We start from the raw sequence: 21,953 nt of genomic DNA, 5'->3' as shown, positions 1-21,953 counted from the left end.
AAGCGCAAGCGACCAACTGGATTCGACGGACATAGAAAAAACGCGCCAGGCAAAGCCTGGACGCGCAGTCAGTCACGATCCTTCGACACCGGCCCATCTTTCAATGCGAACCAGAAACCAAAGATTAATGAAGCGATCAATACGAGAAACGGTGCATAGAATATCAAGAAATCCTGCATGAAAACTGCCCCCTTTTATGCATGGTGATCCGATTTACCTTTGACATAATCCTTATCGAACAAGAACAGACGAAACAATAGGTACAGTGACGGCAGCAATAAACCAAGGCCCGCAATAAACGCGATGATCAATGCGATCGCCATTGCTTCATTCGTAAAGCTGTCGTAGATCGTCAAATATGGATACAGCAGATATGGGTAATGGGAGACTCCATATGCGAAGAAGGCGCTAAAGAATTGGCCCACCAGCAAAATAAAAGCCAGCCCGTAATTTTTTCGTTTCCAGATCAGATAGACGGTACCGGCGAACAGCAGGAACGAAATTCCGAATGCCCACCACAGGTCAAGGATGCGGCTGAAATGTTCCGGGTTGTGGGCGCGCAGTTCATAGATGATGCCTGTCGCCGTCACAATCGCGGGTCCTGCCCATACGAGTGCGTATTTCCGCATCAGGTCGGTTGCTTTGACATCTCCGGCTTTATTGGCGTACCACGTGAGGAATACGGCTGATATATAAAGCACTGCGGTAAGACTGAGAACAACGATGCTCCACATCAGCGGGCTTGTGAAAAGCGCCCAATAATCGAGATACGGCTGGCTGCCGTTCATTTGGATGAATCCGCCTTCCGAGATTGCCAGTACCGGAGATAACGACGCCGGCAGCAGGAGCCCTGATAAACCATACATATAGATATAACCGCGGTGATTGATCTTTGCGCCGTATGTGGCGAAGGCATAATAAGAACCGCGTATCGCCAGCAACACAAGCGCGATGCTCGCAGGAATCAATAATGTCGTCCCATAATAGAACGCGGTCTTGGGGAAGAACCCGATAATCCCCACGAAGAAGAAAACGAAAAATACATTCGTCACTTCCCATACCGGTGACAGATACCGCTGGATGATGCCGGTCAGGATATGCTGTTTATTGGTGAAGGCGCTGTAGGCGTTGAAAAAGCCGGCACCAAAATCGATGGAAGCTACAATCACGTACAGAAACAGGAACAGCCACAGGACTGAAACTCCGATGATTTCTAATGTCATTCCAAATCACCGCCTTTTTCAGCCTTTTGTCTGTCAGCAAGTTCTTTCTCCACCGGATTGCGTTTATACATACGCCACAGCACAACAATTGTTCCGACACCCAATATGAAATACAAACCTGCGAACAGAATGATCATCAGATCAACCTGGTCGCTTGTCGTTGCGGCTTCACTAGTTCTCATGTACCCTCGCAGAATCCAAGGCTGACGTCCCACTTCCGTAAACCACCAGCCGGCTTCGATGGCGATCAAAGCCAACGGTCCTCCCGCCACTGTAAGCCAGCGGAACCATTTTTTCGTGATGAACTGCCATCTGCGCCATTCCGCGACAAGATAAACAAAGGAGAAGAATGCCAGCCACATACCGATGGTCACCATCGTATCGAATAAATAATGGATCCAGAGCGGAGGCCTTTCGTCTTCCGGAAATTCATTCAGGCCGATAACTTCGGCTGTCGGGTCACCATGCGCAAGAATACTCAGCGCATACGGAATTTTGATTGCATACTTTGGTTCCTCTCCATCGAGTACCCCGAAGAGAATCAATTCCGCGTCCCCTTCTGTTTCAAAATGCCATTCGGCAGCCGCCAGCTTTTCAGGCTGGTATTCGGCAAGGTACTTACCGGACAAATCTCCGATAAGTGCTGTTGCAACTGCGAACACAAAGCCAAGCTTCATCGTCAGCAGCAAAGCCTTTTTATGATAAATATGATTTGATCCCTGGACCAGGCGCAGAGCGGCAATCGATGCCAGTACAAATGCGCTGGTCATGAAAGCTGTCGCCATGACGTGGGCGACTTTGGTCGGCACCGCTGGACTGAACATCGCGAGCAGCGGGCTGACGTTGACAAATTCACCGTTTAAGATATCAAAACCTTGCGGAGCATTCATGAATGCATTGACGATCGTGATGAAGACGGAAGAAGCGGCTGCTCCCAAAGCAACAGGGATGAGCAGCAGAAAATGCTTGCGCTGGTCTTCAAAACGGTCCCATGTGTACAGGTAAATGCCGAGGAAAATAGCTTCAAAGAAAAAGGCAAATACTTCCATGAACAATGGCAAAGCAATAACATTTCCTGCCAATTGCATAAAGTTCGGCCAGAGCAACGACAATTGCAGGCCGATCGCAGTTCCTGTTACTACCCCGACCGCTACAGTTATTACAAATCCTCTGGCCCACCTGCGGGCAAGCAAAATATAATGGTCATCATTCTTTTTGATCCCAACCCACTGGGCAATCATGATCATCAGTGGTACACCGACTCCGATTGTTGCGTAAAGTATGTGAAATGAAAGAGTCAATAATGTCAGAATACGGCTTAAAAGCACTGTATCTTCAAATCCCATTTCCTTATCCCTCCTGAGGAAGTTTTTTCTCTTTTTAATTCATACAATTATTGTACCCTAAGCAAGCCCGCGGAATCCTATCTTAGGAATTTCAGAAGCCCGGTTTTTCCAAAAACTATGAATAAGCTGTGACACCTGATAATTAATCATCCTTGAAATTTTGCAGAATTTTTAGTATTCTATAAAGAACATAAAAAAAGGATGATTCATATGGAAACAAGCAGAAAAGTATTTGCGTATATCACCAGAGGACCAGAAGAAAACCGTGAGTTACTGGTTTTCGAGTACAAAGGAGAGCCGGAAGTCGGCGTTCAGGTGCCCGGCGGCACTATCGCCGAAGGAGAAATGCTCATCGATGCACTGTACCGGGAAGTCCAGGAAGAAACGGGCCTTCCACGGGACGTATTGGATTTTGCCGGAAAAATCCACAAGTACAATTATTACCCCGAACATAAAGACAAAGTTTACGAACGCAATATGTTCCATTTCGAATATACGGGGGAAAAGGTCGATCAGTGGGAACATACCATCAAGAGCAGTGGCCGTGACAATGGCATGACCCTTCTGTTCCGGTGGGAACCGGTCGATGATCTGCCGAAACTTGCAATGGAACAGGACACAGCAATTGAACTTTTGTAAATAAGTGTCCAAACAGAAAGAAGCCCGGCAGTCAGCTGACTGCCGGGCTTCTTTCTGTCATTTTCTTTGGAATGGACATTACTGGGAACATCGGACCCGTTTCGCTGTTAATTAATGTCCCTGTTAGTCAAAGACTGGATCGGAACCAGCACTTCAATATGTTTCTCGAGATTCTGGAAAACTGCCGGCAGCACACCGCCGAACTCACCGTCAAGATTCAGCATGACCCGTTCTTTCGATGTGACGGAAATCCTGCTGGCTTTTGCGTAAATGACATGCGGATTTGTAAGGTGCTCCCCTCGTAACGCCAGAGAAGCAAGGCGGATAAACTCTGCCATATTCACTTCTTTCAATATCAGCAAGGTGAATTTCCCATCATTGATGCTGGCATCGGGCGCAAGCTTTTCAAAACCGCCGACTGAATTGGTCAGTCCGATCAGGAACATCATCGCCTTATCATCAAACACTTCGCCGTCATATTCGATGCGCACGCGTGAAGAACGGATGGAAGGCAGCATTTCGATGCCTTTCAGATAATAAGCCATTTGGCCAAGCACCGTCTTTAACTTGCTCGGAACTTCATATGTCAGCTCTGTCATCCTGCCCCCCCCGGCAATGTTGATGAAATAACGTTCGTTCATTCTTCCCACGTCCACCGGGATTGAGTCGCCCTGAATAATAATATCGACAGCTTTATTGATGTCACGGGGAATATGTACCGCCCGGGCAAAATCATTCGTGGTGCCCATAGGAATCAAACCTACCTTAGGACGCTTCTCGAATGTTGAAATACCGGAAACCACTTCGTTCAATGTCCCGTCTCCGCCAACTGCTACAATCAGATCGAAATTTCTTTCCACAGCTGTAATGGCGGCGGCAGTGGCATCCCCTTCACAGGTTGTTGCATGGCAGGAAGTTTCATACCCGGCTATTTCCATTTTTTCCAGCACTTCCGGCAAATGCCTGCGGAATAATTCCCTGCCGGATGTGGGATTGTAAATAATTCTTGCTCGTTTCATAGGGTTTCAGCCTTTCTCACTTACTCTGGAAATAAGACAATAAAAGAAGTTAAAAGTTCCGTCGGTTACAGATTCACATTTTTAGGAAAGTGATTTTGTCAAAGCTGCTTTTAATTCGCCATAGACACTGTCCCAGAATTCACTCCTGTAAACAAAGCCGTCTGTGATTTCACCAAGGACAGTCTTGAAATGCAAATCATATTGCGGATCTTCTTCTTCCGGCAATTTTGCTTTCAGGTCGTCAACGAATTGCTGGACCTTAGCAGATCGCGGCCCCCATGCTCCCAATGGCTCCCCGTCCTGCGATAAAAAGATGTATTTCGGAATGGAGCGTCCTTCATCTGCCGGAAAGCTGTCCATCAATTCAGGATTTTCATCCCTGTATACACAGCGGACTTCAACATCTCCCGCATCCGTAATTTTTCGGAGAATCGCATTATTCATCATTGCATCTCCACACCAGTCTTCAGTAATGACGAGGATATGGGGATTCTTCTCTTTTAAGAGATTGAAGAATTCTTTGTCTTCCGGCAAACTGAACTTCTCGTAAATCGAATAGGACTTATCCTGGTTGGATTCCATTTGGGACATATATTTTTCAAGTGTTATCGCGTTTTCGAAATAATTCTGTTCCAATGTCATAATATCACATCTCCTTTAAATTCAGTTTACTTGTCTTCAACAAAAGCTTCAAATTATATCTTTTCTAATAAAAAAAGATGGCCCATTGAAGGGCCATCATCATTCTCGCTTGTGCCTGTTACCTGTTCCCTATTTCTTCCAACAGTATTTTATTTAAAAGCGGCGGGTTGGCCTGGCCTTTCGTCGCTTTCATGATTTGGCCGACCAAAAAGCCGATTGCGCGGTCTTTGCCGTTCTTGAAGTCTTCAATCGATTGCGGGTTGGCATCCAATGTATTCGTTACGTATTCACGCAAAACGCCTTCATCCGAAATTTGGACGAGTCCTTTCGCTTTGACAATATCATTGGCGTCTCCGCCTTTTTCAATCAATTCACGGAACACTTTCTTGGCGATTTTCGACGAAATCGTGCCATCAGCGATCAATTTGATCATGCCGGCAAGTCCTTCCGGCGTTAACGCCGTATCCGCCAATTCTTTTTGTTCCGCATTCAGATAGGCAGAAACTTCACCCATCAGCCAGTTGGAGACAAGTTTTGCGTCAGCGCCTTCAGCAACCGTCGCCTCGAAAAAGTCGGAAATCGGTTTGGCCAACGTCAGCACCATGGCGTCATACGGCGACATGCCCAGTTCGGAAACATATCGGGCTTTTCGCGCATCCGGAAGTTCCGGAATTTCTGCCCGGACACGTTCGATCCAGGCATCATCGATGACGATGTCCACAAGATCCGGTTCCGGGAAATAACGGTAATCATCAGATCCTTCTTTGATGCGCATCAGCACGGTTTTGGCAGTCGTCTCATCATAACGGCGTGTTTCCTGCGGAATCACACCTCCAGATAAGAGTACTTGTTCCTGTCGGACCTGTTCGTGCTCAATTCCTTTTCGTACATAGTTGAACGAGTTCAGGTTTTTCAATTCCGTTTTCGTGCCGAATTGTTCCTGGCCCCATGGACGCAACGAAATATTCGCATCACAGCGCAGCGATCCCTCTTCCATACGGACGTCGGAAACGCCGGTATATTGGATGATCGCTTTGATCTTCTCCAGGAAAGCGTAAGCTTCATCCGCAGTACGCATATCCGGTTCCGAAACGATTTCAATCAATGGCGTTCCCTGGCGGTTGAAATCCACCAGTGAATGGCCATTGTCCGTATGCGTCAATTTTCCGGCGTCTTCTTCCATATGGAGGCGCGTAATGCCGATGCGTTTTTTCTCGCCTTTCACTTCAATTTCGATCCAGCCATGTTCACCGATCGGCTGGTCGAATTGAGAGATTTGATAGGCTTTCGGATTGTCCGGGTAGAAGTAGTTTTTGCGGTCGAACTTGGTGTGGCGCGTAATTTCGCAATTCAAAGCAAGCGCCGCTTTCATCGCCCAATCCACTGCGCGTTTATTTACTACCGGCAGGACCCCAGGATAGCCGAGGTCGATTTCGTTTGTATTTGTATTCGGTTCTGCGCCGAAGTGTGCAGGTGAAGGTGAAAACATTTTGGAATCGGTTTTCAATTCGACGTGCACTTCGAGCCCGATGATCGTTTCAAAATTCATTGCGCTGCTCCCTCCCATAACTGAGGAGTTTTTTTATGGAAATCTGTCGCTTTTTCAAAAACATCGGCTGTACGATAAACCGTTTCCTCGTCGAAGTAATTGCCGATAATCTGCAACCCAAGCGGCATATCCCCATCAAAGCCGCAAGGAACTGAAATCGCCGGTACGCCGGCCAGGTTGACAGGAATCGTCAGGATATCATTGGCATACATCGTTAACGGATCATCGATGATTTCGCCGATTTTAAATGCCGGTGTCGGAGTTGTCGGGCTAATGATGACATCATAATTTTCGAATGCGTCGTCAAAATCCTTCTTGATCAACGTACGAACTTTCTGCGCTTTTTTATAATATGCATCATAATAGCCTGAGCTCAACGCATAGGTTCCGAGCATGATGCGGCGTTTCACTTCATCGCCAAAACCTTCTGCCCGCGTATTCATATAGAACTCGAGAAGGCTGCCCGCTTTGCTGGTGCGATAGCCGTAACGGATCCCGTCGAAGCGTGATAGGTTGGAAGATGCTTCTGAAGATGCCAATAAATAATAAGTCGCTAAAGCATATTTTGAATGGGGCAGGGATATTTCTTCCCAGCTCGCCCCTTTTTCCTTCAATACATCAAGTGCATTGTAAACCGCTTGTTTTGCTGATTCGCTGACACCTTCTGCAAAGTATTCTTTCGGCACACCAATACGGAGGCCCGTGATGTCGCCAGTCAATGCAGCAGCAAAATCCGGCACTTCGACGTCGGCAGAGGTGGAATCCTTCTCATCATGGCCTGCAATCGCCTGCAAAAGCAACGCATTATCTTTGACATTGCGTGTCACCGTACCAATTTGGTCCAACGACGAAGCGAAAGCGATCAGGCCGAAACGGGAAACCCGTCCGTATGTCGGTTTCATGCCCACGACGCCGCAGAACGCGGCCGGTTGGCGGATTGACCCACCGGTGTCTGAACCAAGTGTAAATGGCACTTCGCCTGCCGCCACTGCAGCAGTCGACCCACCTGAAGATCCGCCTGGCACATAATCCAGGTTCCACGGATTTCTGGTCTTTTTGTAATAGGAGTTTTCGTTCGATGAACCCATCGCGAATTCGTCCATATTCAATTTACCGACAATCACCATACCTGCGGCACGCAGTTTTTCAACGACCGTTGCATTATAGATTGGATCAAAGCCTTCCAAAATACGGCTTGAAGCCGTAGTGACAAGGCCTTCGGTCATGATGTTGTCTTTGACGCCAATAGGCAAACCGAATAGCGGCCCGCGCTGTTCCATCGGTGTGTTGTCCAATTCAGTTGCTGACGCCAGAGCCCGTTCTTCATTCATAGCCAGAAAAGCATCGACTTTCGGGTCAAGTGCATTGATCCGTTTGAACGTTTCTTTTGTTATATCGGTAATTGTCGCGTCCTTACTATGTATCAATTCCTGTAATTCCGCAGCTGTCTTGTCATAGAATTTCATGGTTTCCCTCCTCGCTGTTATTCCAGTATCGTCGGAACTTTTACTTGTCCCGCTATATGTTCTTTAACATTTTTCAAAACCGTTTCACGCGGCAATCCTGCCTTCGCTTGATCTTCACGCATTACATTGACCATCGGCAATACATGCGTAGTCGGCTCAACATTTTCTGTATCCAATTCATTCAATAGCTCCATTGCATTTGTGATGGCTTCCAATTGTTCTGCAAAGTGAACCGCTTCTTCATCAGTAATTGCCAGACGCGCCAAATGCGCAACTTCGATCACTTCTTCTTTTGTTATTTTCGCCATTTCCTTACACCTCCGAAATCAGTAAACATACGCTATATCATACCATTTTAAATCGAAAAGCGGTAGTGCCTGTCCAGCTCTGAAAGGCATAAGGCAGACCAGCGAAGTGGTGTCTTTTGCCGCAAAGTCTCGAAAAGCGCAAATGCCTGGTCAGCTCTGACAGGTATAAGGCGAAACAGCAGAGTGGCGCTCTCTGCCACGCAGCTGTTTTGACTTATATCCCGAAGAGCTAGGCACTGAAGACTAGACACCAAAGTGGCTTATGACCTCCAGAATCTGGGCGCTGGAGTCTGGACATAGAAAAGCGGAAGCGCCTGCTCAGCCCCGACAAGCGCTGGAGGGTTTGGCCGCCATGGCGCCCTTTGCCATGAAGGTCAAAACCGAAGCGACTCGAGGGGCTAGGCGCTGGAGTCTGGACAATAAAAAGAATGGAGACAGCCGCTCGGGCTGCCTCCTTGGCTGCCACCATGAATGCGGCAGCTGCTTCTTATTCATAAATATGGACAGTCGGTTCGGTTTCGTTGTTTTTTCTCAAAATCAGCGCTTCCGCCCCGTTGACTGAATTCACGTCCACTTCCACTTGGATATTCTCCGGGAAATGTTTCATGACAAGCCCTGTCAAATATTGTGTAAAGCCGATGACTTCCGATGAACCGTAAAACTGGATGGGAATTTCAATTTGCAGCTTTCGGATTGAATCGTCCTGATAAAACCCTGTTCCGATCACACTGGTGAAATTCGAGAAATATTCTTCGACATCCTGCTTGAAGTTTTTGAAAGCCGTATCAACTTCCCGATACTTCTCTTCCGGATTCGAGGATGGGAAAATGACGAATTCCTCGTTGATCGGATTCCATTTGGCCACTGCATTGTCCCCACCCGGAGCTACTCCGTAGGTGAAATAAGTGCCGGCGGTGATCGTGCTGCGGCTTTTCTGGCTGAACAGGCCCACAGTAATCGGAATGTCCGCCATCCCCTCTTTTTGCCGGAGGCGATTGACGATTTCATCCGCCATCCGTTTGCCTTCCGATTCCAGCTGTTCCCGGGAAATCGTTTCCTCGTAGGAGACGCCTTCAGCGTTTTCACTGTAATAGATTGAATTTAAAGCAAGGCCGACAGACACACCGCCCAGCCGGATCGTGTCTTCGTTTGTTTTCACCAGGAAATTCTGTTCGATGATATGAGCCAGGATTTCAGGCGGTGGATTCTCCCCTGCTTTATCCCCCTCTTCCGAGGACGCCTTCCGGTTGTCTTCCGCGTTCAATCCAGTCGGGTTTTCTTCTGCATCATAGCGGCGCAGCCAGGAAGTGACTTCTTCATCCGTTATTTTCTGGCCTTCCTGAAAATAATAATCGTCAGGCGAGAATTGATTTTGAGATAAGCGGAGAAGGCCTTTTTCCGCTTCTTCAATATCGTAGCGCGAGTTCATCCGATTGACAATTTTTCCCCGGGTGGCGCTTTGTTTATATGGCAACAGGGTGCGGTAAAATTGTTCATCCAATTGCATGCTTGGAATAATTGCTGTTTCCACTTCTTCTGTGCCGATCACTTCGGTTTCATTCGTCTCAGTCGGCACACAGGCTGTAAGCAGCAGGATGCTGGCAGGGATCCACCAAATGCGTTTCATGTTCAACAAACTCCTCATTTGTTCAATTCCTCGATCAATTGCTGTTCGTTCCAGATTTCAATTTTCAAATCTGTTGCTTTGTCCAATTTGGATCCCGCTTCTTTGCCGGCAATCAGCAGATCGGTTTTCTTGCTGACACTGCTGGATAATTTACCGCCCATTGTTTCAATGCGCTCAGTCGCTTCCGTCCGGGTAAGCTGCTCAAGTTTGCCGGTCAGGACAATCTTCTTGCCTGCAAAAGCGTTGGACCCCTCTTCCACTTGAATCCGTTTGCCGGTATAAGTAAGGTTGACGTTTTCATTCGCCAGACGTTCCACCAGAGCCCGCATTTCTTCGCTGTCGAAATAAGTAACAATGGAATCCGCCATTTTATCGCCGATTTCATGAATGTCTTTCAATTCCTCGATGGATGCTTTCATCAGATCTTCCATCGAACCGAAATGTTCAGAAAGTATGCGGGCCACTTTTTCGCCGACATGCCGGATGCCCAGCCCGAACAGCAATCTTTCCATTGAATTGCTGCGTGAAGCATCAATCGCTGCCACCAGGTTGGATGCTGATTTTTCGCCCATCCGGTCCAATTCCAGCAACTGTTCTTTTGTCAATTTGTAAATGTCTGCAATATCTGCGATCAATCCTTCGTGATAAAGCTGTTCAATGACCTTTTCGCCCAGTCCTTCAATGTTCATGGCATTGCGTGAAACGAAATGGATCAACCCTTCCGTTATTTGTGCCGGACATTTCGGGTTGACGCAGCGGAGCACCACTTCCCCTTCAATCCGCACAAGTTCCGAATCGCAAGCCGGACAATTTTCCGGCATATGGAACGGTTCTTCGTCGCCGGTCCGGAGTTCAGTTAAAGCCCGGACCACTTCCGGAATGATATCCCCCGCTTTGCGGATGATGACTTTATCTCCGATCCGTATATCTTTTTCCTTGATCAAATCTTCATTATGCAACGAGGCCCGTTGAACGGTCGATCCTGCGACCGATACAGGATCCAGAATGGCGGTGGGTGTCACTGCCCCTGTGCGTCCGATACTGAGTTCGATATCGCGGATTTTCGTCATTACCTCTTCAGCAGGGAATTTGTAGGCAGTGGCCCATTTAGGGCTTTTTGCCGTGAAACCAAGCTCCTGCTGCTGAAGAAAGCGATTGACCTTGATGACAATGCCGTCGATTTCATAGGACAGCTTTTCGCGCTGCTCGGTCCACATGTCAATATATTCAAGGACTTCCTCGACACTGCGGCAAACTTTACGTTCATCATTTGTCTTGAAACCCAGTTTGCTTAAATAGGTCAATGATCCATCGTGCTCATCTAGGCCGTAATTTTCAGCGTCCCCTCCGATGCCATAGATGAAAACATCCAAATTGCGGCTTGCCGCAATCTTTGGGTCGAGTTGGCGCAATGAACCGGCAGCGGCATTGCGGGGGTTGGCAAAAACTTCCTCGCCCTTAGCGCCGCGCTGCTCGTTCAGATCATGGAATGATTTTTCCGGCATAAATACCTCGCCGCGTACTTCCAACGAAACCGGCTCTTTTAATTTTAGCGGAATGGACTTGATGGTCCGCAGGTTGACGGTGATGTCTTCCCCGACCCGGCCATCGCCGCGGGTTGCCCCCCGGACAAACTTGCCATTTTCATAAATAAGTGAAACGGCGAGACCGTCGATTTTCAGTTCACAGACATAGTCAACTTCATCTCCAGCACCGTTTCGTACACGTTTATCAAACTCACGCAGGTCCTCTTCCCCGAATACATTCGACAAACTCAGCATCGGCCGGGCATGGGTCACTTTTTCAAAATTGGAGATTGCCGCTCCCCCGACACGTTGCGTGGGAGAATCGGGAAATACCAAATCAGGATAGAGAGTTTCCAATTCTATTAATTCATTGAGCAATTGATCATAAACCGCGTCGGGAACCACCGGCTTGTCCTCCACATAGTAGGCGTGGCCATAGGTGCCAAGCAATTCATTCAATTCACTCACCCGTTGTTCCGCTTTGATACGGTCCATAATATACCTCCCGGTTATTCTTTTTCAATCGGCGCAAATTTGGCAAGCAGCCGTTTGATGCCGACAGGGCTCGGAAATGCAATATCCAGTTCTGTCTGTTCGCCGTCGCCTTTGACGCCGACAACCGTCCCTGTGCCCCATTTTTTGTGTTTCGCTCTATCGCCGGGCTTCCAGCCAAGTTTATCTCCGCCCGATTGTTCATATGCCGGACGGGATACCGCAGCGCGCCTCGGTGCCTGCTTGTAGTTCGTGGACGCTCCGGCGCGGTGCTGTGCTATCGTCTGTTCAATCAATTCCTCTGAGATTTCGTTGATGAAACGTGAAGGCATATTCCAGTTGCTCTTGCCGAACAGGGTTCGGGAAGACGCATGCGTCAGATACAGTCTTTGTTCGGCTCTGGTAATCCCGACATATGCAAGACGCCGTTCCTCTTCCATTTCTTCTTCGTCGTTATTGGAGCGCGAATGCGGGAAGACGTTTTCCTCCAGTCCGATGATAAAGACGACCGGAAACTCCAGGCCTTTTGCCGCGTGCATCGTCATCAGGATAATCGGACCGTCCGTTTCTTCTTCGTCATCCAGCGAGTCAATATCAGAAATCAGCGCAAGATCCGTCAGGAACGCCACAAGCGATTTGTCGTCGCTCTGCTTCTCGAAAGCCTGTGTGACCGACAGGAACTCATTCAGGTTTTCAAGGCGGCTTTCGCCTTCGATGGTCTTGTCATTCTGAAGCATCTGGCGGTAACCGGATTTCTTCAGAACTTCCTCCACTAATTCAGTGACTGACAGATATTCCTGCATTTCAGTAAATCCGGCAATCATATTGCGGAACTCGAGTGCTGTCTGGGCAATTTTTGGTGAAACGCCCATAAAATCAACTTCCTGCAGCGCATCCATGATTGTACGGTCCTGATCAATGGCAAAACGGGCCATTCGTTCAAAGGAAGTTGCCCCAATGCCGCGCTTCGGTTCATTGATGATGCGCGCCAGCGACAGATCGTCATCATTATTGGCAATCAGCCGCAAATAAGCGAGCAGATCTTTGATTTCCTTGCGATCATAGAACTTCGTTCCGCCCACGATTGTATAATTCATATTTGATTTTACAAACATTTCCTCCATGATCCGTGACTGGGCATTGGTCCGGTAAAGAATCGCGAAATCAGATGTCTTGTAATTTTCCTCTTCCATCAGTTTTTGGATGGTCTGCACGACATATTGTGCTTCCTGGCGTTCATCGCCCGCTTTATGGAGGGTGATTGCCGGTCCGTCGGCATTATCGGTGTGCAGTTCTTTCGGGTAGCGGCTGGTGTTACGCTTGATGACATCATTCGCCGCCTGCAGAATCCGTTTCGTCGAACGGTAATTCTGTTCGAGCATGATAACTTTTGCATTCGGGTAATCCTTTTCGAACGACAGAATATTGGTGATGTCGGCTCCGCGCCAGCGATAAATGGACTGATCCGAGTCTCCAACCACGCAAATATTCTTGTATTTGCTTGCCAGTTTCTGGACAAGCTGATACTGTGCATTATTCGTATCCTGGTATTCATCCACGTGGATATACTGGAATTTATTCTGGTAAAACTCCAATACTTCCGGCACTTTATTGAATAGCGTCAGTGTTGTCATAATCAGGTCGTCAAAATCCAGTGACTGGTTTTTTTGAAGTCTTTTTTCATAGCCTTCATACACTTCAGCTATCGTTTTTTCGTAAGGATTGTGGGGATTGGCATTTGCTGCAAATTCACCCGCAGTGATGCATTCATTTTTCGCCGAAGAAATGGCGTTTAAGATCGTTCTCGGTTCATATTTTTTCGGATCAAGGTTCTGCTGTTTCAGAACGTTTTTGATAACCGATAATTGATCAGTCATATCGAGGATTGAGAAATTCTTTGAAAAGCCCAATCTGTCGATATCCCGGCGCAAAATACGCACGCACATCGAGTGGAAAGTCGAAACCCACATCCGCTCGCCCGTTCCATGCCCCAACAGGCCATCAATCCGGTTGCGCATTTCGCGCGCCGCTTTGTTTGTAAATGTAATCGCCAGGATATTGGAAGGATACACCTTTTTCTCCAGCACCAGGTAAGCGATTCTGTGCGTCAGCACCCTTGTTTTCCCTGAACCGGCACCAGCCATGATCAGCAATGGGCCGTCTGTCGATTTGACCGCTTGTTCCTGCTCCGGGTTCATCCCTTTAAGCAGGTTCTTAGTTATTAATTCCATTGTGCACCACCTCGAACGTTTGTTCTTATTATAACGATTGATCAACAGTTTCCGCAACCGCTTCTACGGTTCTAATCGCTTGTTCAATATCTGAGTAAATGACATTCCCTACAACGACTGTATCAGCGAACTTCGCCATTTCCCGCGCTTTTTCCGCGGAGTCGATGCCGCCTCCGTAAAACAGGCGGGTACCGGATAAATGCCCCTTTACTTCTTTAACTAATTCCGGATTGCCGTAAATACCGCTGTATTCCATGTAAAAAATCGGCAATTTAAAAAAATGCTCAGCCAGCCGGGCATATGCCACCACATCGTCGTCATTGAGCAAAGTGTCGGCATCGGTTAACCGTGCCGCCTTGCAGTCAGGATTCAATATGCAATAGCCTTCCGGAATCAGCTCTTCCCAATCCATCAGATCACCGTATTCACGGATTGCTTCATGGTGAAGGCCTTTGATCCATTTTGGATCCCGGCTGTTCAGAACTGTCGGGATAAAATATAAATCAAACCCCGGTGCCACCGATTCGACTGTAGAAATCTCCAGGACGACCGGAACGGTGAAACGGTCGACGCGTGCCATTAAATCGAGTACATTTTCGAGTGTGACATCATCGCTGCCGCCTATCAAGATGGCATCAGTCCCAGATTTACAAATTCGTTCCAAATGTCCATCGGTAATTTCCTTGGCCGGGTCCAATTTGAACACATGCCGCCATGATTGATACTCCACTTCGCTTCACCTGACTTCATATCATTTTCATCTTTTCATTATAACAAAGAAAAGCGCAAGCGCACATCCAGCACCGACAAGGGCTGGAGTCTGGACAGAAAAAGACTGTCCATTAAGCCTTATCACAGACTTAATGGACAGTCTTCACTTTACGGGGCCATAAAAGAAAATTCATCCGGCCCTGTCAGCCACTAAACCGAAGTCAATCTTTCGGCAATTGAAATGGTTTTTCCTCCGGATACAGTCGCCCAAGCATTTCATCATACCCCTCATTGCCGTAGTTCAGGCAGCGGCGGACGCGGGATATTGTTGCGGTGCTTGCGCCGGTTTCATTTTTTATCTTTTCATACGTTTTTTTCAGCCGCAGCATGCGCGCAACTTCAAACCGTTGGGATAATGACTGGATTTCACTGATCGTGGCAAGATCATCCAAAAAGCGATAAGCTTCTTCCCGGTCTTTCAATGCCAATATAGCATCAATCAGTTGATCAGTTTGTGGACCTCGGATTTTATCTACTTGCATTCAGCTTTACCGTCCTTTCATTTCTGTTCTTTTTTCAAGGCGTGTAGCTGACCGATTGTCCCATTCCGGGATTCGTCGGCACGATGTGAATCCACGTCTTCCCCGGAACGAGTTCGATCGTCTCGCCGTCAGCGGTCGGGATGAGCATGCCGCCTTGTGAAATCCACTTTATCTCACGGACAGCGCCGCTTTGGAAAAGCAGCGCTTCTCCTCCGCTTTCAAGGTCTATTGACTGCCTCCCTTTGGCGTCAATCGTCTCGTGGTCCGTCTCGAACACCAGGACATTAGCAACTTCGGTTTACTGCAGCGTTTCTTTATCGACTGTCGGGAGTCCTCCCGAAGACCGCTTGTAGCGCTGAGCTGTTTCATCGTACGTAAAGGAACTTGTGAAATTCGGGTTTTGCCCGTATTTCACTTCAAGCGTCGATGCCTGTTCCGATATTTTACCATTTCCAGCACCTTTCAAGAAAGCATAAGGCGCTTTAGTGCTGTAATCGGGTGAAGTGTCTGTCATTTTCATTCCGATTTTAATATTCTCATATGTGATATAGGAATTATGCGGAGCAATCCGGTCGGTCGAGCGCTGGAATAACGAGCCGTCGTAGTCGATGCCGTTGATATGATCAACCATACCGGACTCGAGCATTGCGTATGCTTCCGGACTATAGCCGTGTGCGACAAAAAAGGCGTCATATGCTGCGGCCAATTCGACAAAATAATCGCGGGCGCTGCGGATCGGCCCGATTTCTTCCGGGAAAGTACTTTGATATAAAGCCGCAAAACGCGTGATGTTGTATTCCACGATGAATTCAAAGACGATGTCCGCTTCATTCAAGCCGGTTTGCGGCCGCGCATCCGGATGATTATTAATAACTGCCAGCACCGGCCGGCTTGTGAACGAACCTCCCTCTGTTACTCCCGTGAACGGCGCAAAGGCCTGCACGCCCGGCTCTTCGCCCCTTTCAGCAGGCTCTTCCTGTCCATTTCCCGGTTCTGGGTCCGGTTCTAGTTGCATCATCCAGTAAGCGCCGGCTGCCCCGATTGCCAGCAACAAAACTATGATTGCGAGTGTCCACCTTTTCATGGCTACTGCCTCATGAATGCGGGGAACAGGATTTTTTTGTTCATAACGTCATAAATTCCTCTTTGCGTGATCCGCACATACGGCAGATGGGTCGCCTGCAAAAACAGAAGCGTGTAGACGGCGTCGCCATGTTTGTATCCCCGTTCTTTCAGCGCCTGTTTCATGACGGTTTCCTGCTCCATGATCTGTTCCATCGGAAGGTTGGACATGCCGCCGCCATACTGAAGAGGGATGTCACAAACCGTTTCACCCTTCTCCACCAGCACGATGCCGCCCTTCATTTGCTTCAATCGGTCGAAAGCCAGCCACATCTGCCTGATGTCTTTGCCGATCAGGATGATATCGCCTGTATTTGAATAAGAAGAAGCGAATCCTTCCACTCCGCTTGTAAATCCTTTGATCAGAGTATTCACATGCCATTTGCCATTCTTGTCGATCAGCATCAGGAAACTTTCGTCATGTTCTTTCGACAATGTGCCGTCGTGGGTATCAATATTGACCGAATAAGGTTTGATGATGACATCATTCACCATGTCAAGCCCGAACGGCATTGAAAATTGAAAATCGTCTTCTGTGAGATCAAACTCCAATTCCAGATCCGGCAATACGGACCAATCTATTTTCGGCAGTGCAAGCACTTTCTCTCCGTCTCTCTTCAGCCATTTCCCTTTTGAAATGACGCCGGACGGAACCGGATTTTCAATCGAATCAAGAATATTGAGGTTGGCATAGCGCCCTGTTGCTATCAGGCCGTGCAGCGCGGTCATATTGTAATACCTTGCCACGTTATAGGAAGCCATCATGTACGCATCGATTGCCGGGACTCCAGCTTCCAATGCAATGCGGATACAAAGGTCCATGACGCCATCCTTATGGAAAGTAGGCGTCGAACCGTCTGTTGTCATCATCAATTTATCATAGACATTCAATTCGCGTTCGACAACGCCCTTCAACAGGCTCGGCAAATCGGGCCTGATCGACGAATGTCTTAAGGTGACGCCATAGCCGTGCAGCAGCCGCATTTCAACTTCATCAATGGTCATCGCTTCGTGATCGCCGTCGGTTCCGAGCAATTTCATGCGGGCAAGCGTTTTTTCCGAAGCTCCCGGGAAATGGCCTTCGATTTTCTTGCGCGTCATTTTCGCTTTTTGAATCCAGTAAAGCATCTGGTCATCGCCGTCCATCAGCTTCGGCCAGCCGGTCAATTCGCCGCCGAGCAATACTTCAGGGCGGTCCAGCCATTCGCCGACCGACTTTGAAGTGAACAGCATATCCTCGTCCGTCAACTCTGTTTGTGAATCAAAGCGCGTCCACCAATAGAATGTAAACGGCAATTTATTGAACTGGTCAAGAATTGAAAACGCTTTCTCATTTTCCAGTGATAAAAACAAGGTCAGATTATCCGATATGAATGTGGTGGTTCCCAATTGTGCTGCATAATCCGCGAATGATTGAGGGTTATAAAGCTGGAAGGGATGTACGTGAGGTTCAATATAACCGGGAACGATGAATTTCCCTGACATGTCTGCAACTTCCGTCACTTCACCGATCAGTGGCATCTCCTGCCCTGCATAGACAATCCGGTCGTCGTGGATCCAGATATTGCCGGTCATCCATTTTTTATAGATGCCATGCAAATAATAGGCATTGCTCAGAACGAGATCCGGCGCCTTTTCCTTCGTGATGATTTTCAGCTGATTGCGCAATTCGATATTTTTCCAGAGTGGATTATCCATGAGCCCGCTCCTTTCCGTTGCATATATAATACTTTATATACTAGCATAGTAATGCTTTTAAATACAGCCGCGCCGGCGAGTAAATGGAACATTCTGATACTTTAACCTCTAAAAATAAAGCAGAAAAAAGCCGGGGATGAAAGGTGCAGTACTTTCATCAATCCCGGCTTTTCTGCTTTATTGAGGGTTTTGGAATGGCTGTGATTAATTGTTCACAGGTTTATTGAATTGTTCGAGAACATCTTTCTTCTCATTCTCTTTGAATGTCAGCACATCATCAACCGAATCATAGGATTCGCCATAGAAATGCTCATCCTTGTAAGTGTGGATGTTTTCATACATTGTTTTCATCGCTTCGAAGATCTCTTCTTCGGTTTCATTGTTCGGTGTCCAGTAAAGGATCTCCATCGAATTTTCTTCTCCGGTCGCTATCGAACGGCGGTTGTAGCCGATGGAGTTCGCATGTTCGAAACCTTCACGTGAATAGAAGCGCAGACGCTTTTCCGAGTCTGTGTCTTCATAGTCTACCGGCTCGACTTCCAGGATGATCGGCTTGTTCTTGTCCTTCAGCATTTGAAGTGTCTTGCTGCCGAGGCCCATGCCGCGGGATTCCTTCGAAACAAACAGGTAATCCACGAATGTGAAATTCGGGAATTCGGCATACATCAACACATGATACGGCCCCTCGTCTTTATAATAGACACTGCCTTTTTCCTTTAATAAGGTATCCATGTGCTCTTTTGACTTCATTTCCTCAATCGGAAAATACTGATTTAACTTTTCGTACCAATTCATGAATATTTCTCCTTTCGAATTTTGAATGCCCTGCTGATTTTGTTGACGGGGTAATGATGAATCTTTGATTCTGGAGTTTAAATAGAGGTAAACGTGGGCTGTTGAAAATCCTCTTCTTTTCTTTTATCCAATTTAACGGCAAGGAAAGAAAAAATGACACAGTTCTTGTCGAATTTGTGTCATTAGTTATTATACCATGTAATTTAGCCTAATGCACGCCATCCGATGTCAGTTCGGTACATAAAACCGCTCCACGACAATGAATTGATCTGCGCATAAAGTTTTTTTTGTGCCTCTTCAACAGTTGCCCCGTCAGAAGATATAAAAAGCACTCTGCCGCCATTGGCAACAAAACCTTCACTTGTCGCTTTCGTACCCGAATGGAATATATCCACTTCCGATAGCCCCGCCAGATTCGGCAGTACTTGGCCCTTCAGGGGTTGATTGGGATACCCTTCAGCAGCGATTACAACGCCCAATACCGCCTGGTCGTTCCATTCCAATTCATAGGAATTCCCTTCCAGAAGAGCGTTCATGAATTTACCGAAATCCGATTTCATGCGAGGCAGTACGACCTGGGTTTCCGGGTCTCCGAAACGGGCATTGAATTCAATGACTTTTGGCCCTTCCGGCGTCAAAATAACTCCGGCATAAAGAATTCCATTAAATGGCGTTCCTTCTGCAGCCATCGCTTCGACTGCCGGTTTCACGATTGTATTTAACGTGTTGTCGATTATTTCCCGGGAAATCTGCGGTACGGGTGAATAGGCACCCATCCCGCCCGTATTTGGACCCCGATCGCCATCATAGGCGCGTTTGTGATCCTGGGAAATCACCATCGGATAAATGGCTCCCTTGTAGACGAACGACATGAACGAAAATTCTTCGCCATCCAAGAACTCTTCTATTACGATATTGGAGCCCGATTTTCCGTACATCCGATCTCCCAGCATATCCTGCACTGCGGCAATGGCATCTTCTTCAGTCTTTGCCACGACAACTCCTTTGCCTGCGGCCAGGCCATCCGCTTTGATAACAATCGGAGCTCCCTTCTGACGGATAAAATCAACCGCAGGAGAAATTTCTGAAAATGTTTCATATGCTGCTGTCGGAATGTGATACTTTTCCATCAATTCCTTGGCGAATGTTTTGCTTCCTTCAATTTGCGCAGCTGCTTTTGAAGGGCCAAACGCCCGCAGGCCCTTGCTTTCAAAAAAGTCAACAATCCCTTCGGTCAATGGTTGCTCGGGACCCACAAAAGTGCAGTCCACCCCTTGCTCTTTTGCAAAATCGGCAAGAGCAGCAAAGTCCATTTCATCAATGGATACAAGTTCCGATTCCAGCCGCATTCCGTCATTCCCCGGTGCAGCGTATACTGTCTCTACTGAAGCGGATTTTGAGAACTGTCGCACGATGGCATGTTCACGCCCGCCTCTTCCAACAACTAAAACTTTCATATTTCTTCCCCTTCCGGCTTAATGTTTAAAGTGACGGATGCCGGTAAAGACCATGGCTATGCCGTATTCATCAGCTTTCTCGATGGACTCCTGATCTCTTTTCGAACCACCGGGCTGAACAATCGCTTTGATCCCGGCTCTGGCCGCAGCTTCGACCGTATCAGACATCGGGAAAAATGCATCCGAAGCCATGATTGCTCCCGCGGCGCGTGCGCCTGCTTGTTCCAGCGCAATTTTAGCGGATCCGACACGGTTCATCTGGCCTGCTCCGATTCCAAGGGTCATAGCCGGATCGCAGACAACGATGGCATTGGATTTCACATGCTTCACTACGCTCCAACCAAGTTTCATGGCTTCCATTTCCTGTGCTGTTGGTTTGCGGTCTGTGGCAATTTGCAGGTCAGCATCTTTAAAACCTAAGGTGTCGGGCTGCTGAACCAGCAAGCCGCCTTCTACAGTAACCGTATTCCATTTTTCCTGTTTCACCTGGTCAAACGGAATCCTCAATAAACGGATGTTCTTCTTCTGCGTTAAAATGTTCAACGCTTCCTGTGAAAACGCTGGTGCAATTATAATTTCAAGGAAAATTTTAGCCAGCTTTTCCGCTGTCGCAGCATCCACCTCGCGGTTCAGCGCTACGATGCCCCCAAAAATGGAAGTGGCGTCGGCTTCATAGGCTTTATTGAACGCATCAGCGATCGTTTCGCCTGTCCCGACACCGCATGGGTTCATATGCTTGACGGCAACTGCTGCCGGATTCTTGAATTCTTTGATGATCTGCAGCGCGGCATTCGCGTCCTGTATATTATTATACGACATTTCCTTGCCGTGCAGTTGTTCTGCACTGGCAATGGAGAAATCCGATCCAAGGGGGCTCCGGTAGAAGGCCGCTTTCTGATGCGGGTTTTCACCATAGCGGAGTGGTTGCTGAAGCTCGTATGTAAGCGTCAGTTGAGCCGGGAATTCTTCACCGGTCAGTTCCGTTAAATAATTTGAGATATAGGAATCGTAAGCTGCCGTATGGCGAAAAACTTTCGCTGCCAGACGCCGTCTTGTTTCCGATGAAGTGGCTCCTTGCTCTCCGCGCAACTCGGTTACAACCTGCGTATAATCTTCAGCGTCGACGATGACTGTGACGTATGCATGATTTTTTGCAGCGGAACGAAGCATTGTCGGGCCGCCGATATCGATGTTCTCAATGGCATCGTCAGCCGTAACGTCCGGCTTTGAAATTGTTTCACGGAAAGGGTATAAATTGACACAGACAATATCAATCGGGGAGATGCCGTTTTCGGCCATTTCACGCTGATGCTCCGCATCGTCGTGTTTAGCCAAAAGACCGCCGTGGACTAATGGATGCAGGGTTTTTACGCGCCCACCCAGTATTTCGGGGAATTTCGTGATTTCATCTACTGCTGTAATGGCAACGCCGTTTTCTTCCAAAAAGCGTTTCGTGCCACCTGTCGACAGGATTTCATAATCCAATTTTGCCAATTCCTGAGCAAACTCCAAAATGCCTGATTTATCCGATACACTTAGCAAAGCTCTCTTTTTCAAGTT

Annotated in this window: 19 protein-coding genes and 1 pseudogene; 1 reads left to right on the top strand and 19 read right to left on the bottom strand. The window is 47.8% G+C overall.

Annotated features, from left to right (window positions below; genetic code table 11):
• Positions 1 to 68: 68 nt before the first annotated feature.
• Genes cydS through DIJ65_RS10715 form a run of 3 tightly spaced genes read right to left on the bottom strand, consistent with a single transcriptional unit; the run spans position 69 to position 2,569 of the window.
• A complete protein-coding gene (gene cydS / locus DIJ65_RS16720) occupies positions 69 to 179 on the bottom strand; it encodes a cytochrome bd oxidase small subunit CydS family protein (protein WP_391527602.1) in 111 nt (36 codons plus the stop codon).
• Positions 180 to 194: 15 nt separating this feature from the next.
• Positions 195 to 1,223, bottom strand: coding sequence for a cytochrome d ubiquinol oxidase subunit II (locus tag DIJ65_RS10720; RefSeq protein WP_117302067.1), 1,029 nt, complete (start codon positions 1,221 to 1,223; stop codon positions 195 to 197).
• Complete coding sequence (locus tag DIJ65_RS10715; RefSeq protein ID WP_117302069.1) at positions 1,220 to 2,569, bottom strand: cytochrome ubiquinol oxidase subunit I; 1,350 nt, start codon at positions 2,567 to 2,569, stop codon at positions 1,220 to 1,222. The genes DIJ65_RS10720 and DIJ65_RS10715 overlap by 4 nt, the downstream gene beginning before the upstream one ends.
• A 210-nt stretch (positions 2,570 to 2,779) precedes the next feature.
• On the opposite strand from DIJ65_RS10715, the gene DIJ65_RS10710 reads away from it, so the two are divergent.
• The gene (locus DIJ65_RS10710) at positions 2,780 to 3,208 is read left to right on the top strand and encodes an NUDIX hydrolase (RefSeq protein ID WP_117302071.1); all 429 of its coding nucleotides are present in this window, start codon (positions 2,780 to 2,782) and stop codon (positions 3,206 to 3,208) included.
• Between the two features lie 107 nt (positions 3,209 to 3,315).
• Here DIJ65_RS10710 and DIJ65_RS10705 read toward each other — a convergent pair whose 3' ends face one another.
• From DIJ65_RS10705 to purH, 16 genes and pseudogenes are all read right to left on the bottom strand, one after another.
• Complete coding sequence (locus DIJ65_RS10705) at positions 3,316 to 4,227, bottom strand: diacylglycerol kinase (RefSeq protein ID WP_117302073.1); 912 nt, start codon at positions 4,225 to 4,227, stop codon at positions 3,316 to 3,318.
• Between the two features lie 81 nt (positions 4,228 to 4,308).
• Positions 4,309 to 4,869 carry a thioredoxin family protein gene (locus tag DIJ65_RS10700; protein ID WP_117302075.1) on the bottom strand — a complete coding sequence of 187 codons (561 nt, stop codon included), beginning with the start codon at positions 4,867 to 4,869 and terminating at the stop codon, positions 4,309 to 4,311.
• 118 nt (positions 4,870 to 4,987) lie between these two features.
• The gene (gatB, locus tag DIJ65_RS10695) at positions 4,988 to 6,418 is read right to left on the bottom strand and encodes an Asp-tRNA(Asn)/Glu-tRNA(Gln) amidotransferase subunit GatB (RefSeq protein WP_117302077.1); all 1,431 of its coding nucleotides are present in this window, start codon (positions 6,416 to 6,418) and stop codon (positions 4,988 to 4,990) included.
• Positions 6,415 to 7,884, bottom strand: a complete 1,470-nt coding sequence (gene gatA, locus DIJ65_RS10690) for an Asp-tRNA(Asn)/Glu-tRNA(Gln) amidotransferase subunit GatA (protein WP_117302079.1) — start codon at positions 7,882 to 7,884, stop codon at positions 6,415 to 6,417. Before gatA ends, gatB begins: the two co-directional genes overlap by 4 nt.
• Positions 7,885 to 7,901: 17 nt before the next feature.
• Positions 7,902 to 8,192 (bottom strand): Asp-tRNA(Asn)/Glu-tRNA(Gln) amidotransferase subunit GatC, encoded by a 291-nt coding sequence (gene gatC, locus DIJ65_RS10685; RefSeq protein ID WP_117302081.1) that lies wholly within the window; start codon positions 8,190 to 8,192, stop codon positions 7,902 to 7,904.
• 487 nt (positions 8,193 to 8,679) lie between these two features.
• Positions 8,680 to 9,819, bottom strand: a complete 1,140-nt coding sequence (locus DIJ65_RS10680; protein WP_117302083.1) for a CamS family sex pheromone protein — start codon at positions 9,817 to 9,819, stop codon at positions 8,680 to 8,682.
• Between the two features lie 14 nt (positions 9,820 to 9,833).
• Positions 9,834 to 11,840 (bottom strand): NAD-dependent DNA ligase LigA, encoded by a 2,007-nt coding sequence (gene ligA, locus DIJ65_RS10675; RefSeq protein WP_117302085.1) that lies wholly within the window; start codon positions 11,838 to 11,840, stop codon positions 9,834 to 9,836.
• A 14-nt stretch (positions 11,841 to 11,854) separates the two neighbouring features.
• Positions 11,855 to 14,068 (bottom strand): DNA helicase PcrA, encoded by a 2,214-nt coding sequence (gene pcrA, locus DIJ65_RS10670; RefSeq protein ID WP_071152318.1) that lies wholly within the window; start codon positions 14,066 to 14,068, stop codon positions 11,855 to 11,857.
• A 28-nt stretch (positions 14,069 to 14,096) separates the two neighbouring features.
• A complete protein-coding gene (gene pcrB / locus DIJ65_RS10665; protein ID WP_071152319.1) occupies positions 14,097 to 14,798 on the bottom strand; it encodes a heptaprenylglyceryl phosphate synthase in 702 nt (233 codons plus the stop codon).
• Positions 14,799 to 15,000: 202 nt separating this feature from the next.
• Positions 15,001 to 15,321 (bottom strand): YerC/YecD family TrpR-related protein, encoded by a 321-nt coding sequence (locus tag DIJ65_RS10660; protein WP_117302087.1) that lies wholly within the window; start codon positions 15,319 to 15,321, stop codon positions 15,001 to 15,003.
• A gap of 34 nt (positions 15,322 to 15,355) precedes the next feature.
• Positions 15,356 to 15,604, bottom strand: a pseudogene (locus DIJ65_RS16575) (DUF3048 C-terminal domain-containing protein); the annotation flags it as partial.
• Between the two features lie 15 nt (positions 15,605 to 15,619).
• Positions 15,620 to 16,405 (bottom strand): DUF3048 domain-containing protein, encoded by a 786-nt coding sequence (locus DIJ65_RS10655; RefSeq protein WP_230321392.1) that lies wholly within the window; start codon positions 16,403 to 16,405, stop codon positions 15,620 to 15,622.
• Between the two features lie 2 nt (positions 16,406 to 16,407).
• Complete coding sequence (locus DIJ65_RS10650) at positions 16,408 to 18,141, bottom strand: adenine deaminase C-terminal domain-containing protein (protein WP_117302089.1); 1,734 nt, start codon at positions 18,139 to 18,141, stop codon at positions 16,408 to 16,410.
• 204 nt (positions 18,142 to 18,345) lie between these two features.
• The gene (locus DIJ65_RS10645; RefSeq protein ID WP_117302091.1) at positions 18,346 to 18,936 is read right to left on the bottom strand and encodes an N-acetyltransferase; all 591 of its coding nucleotides are present in this window, start codon (positions 18,934 to 18,936) and stop codon (positions 18,346 to 18,348) included.
• Between the two features lie 203 nt (positions 18,937 to 19,139).
• On the bottom strand, positions 19,140 to 20,393 hold the full coding sequence (purD, locus tag DIJ65_RS10640; RefSeq protein WP_117302093.1) for a phosphoribosylamine--glycine ligase: 1,254 nt from the start codon (positions 20,391 to 20,393) through the stop codon (positions 19,140 to 19,142).
• Between the two features lie 18 nt (positions 20,394 to 20,411).
• A complete protein-coding gene (purH, locus tag DIJ65_RS10635; RefSeq protein WP_117302095.1) occupies positions 20,412 to 21,950 on the bottom strand; it encodes a bifunctional phosphoribosylaminoimidazolecarboxamide formyltransferase/IMP cyclohydrolase in 1,539 nt (512 codons plus the stop codon).
• Positions 21,951 to 21,953: the final 3 nt, after the last annotated feature.

The sequence above is a fragment of the Planococcus salinarum genome (genome assembly GCF_007004625.1).
In the GTDB taxonomy this organism is placed as follows: Bacteria; Bacillota; Bacilli; order Bacillales_A; family Planococcaceae; genus Planococcus; species Planococcus salinarum.
The sequence above is the reverse complement of the archived record's forward strand: the minus strand, read 5'-3'. Positions and strand labels throughout refer to the sequence as shown.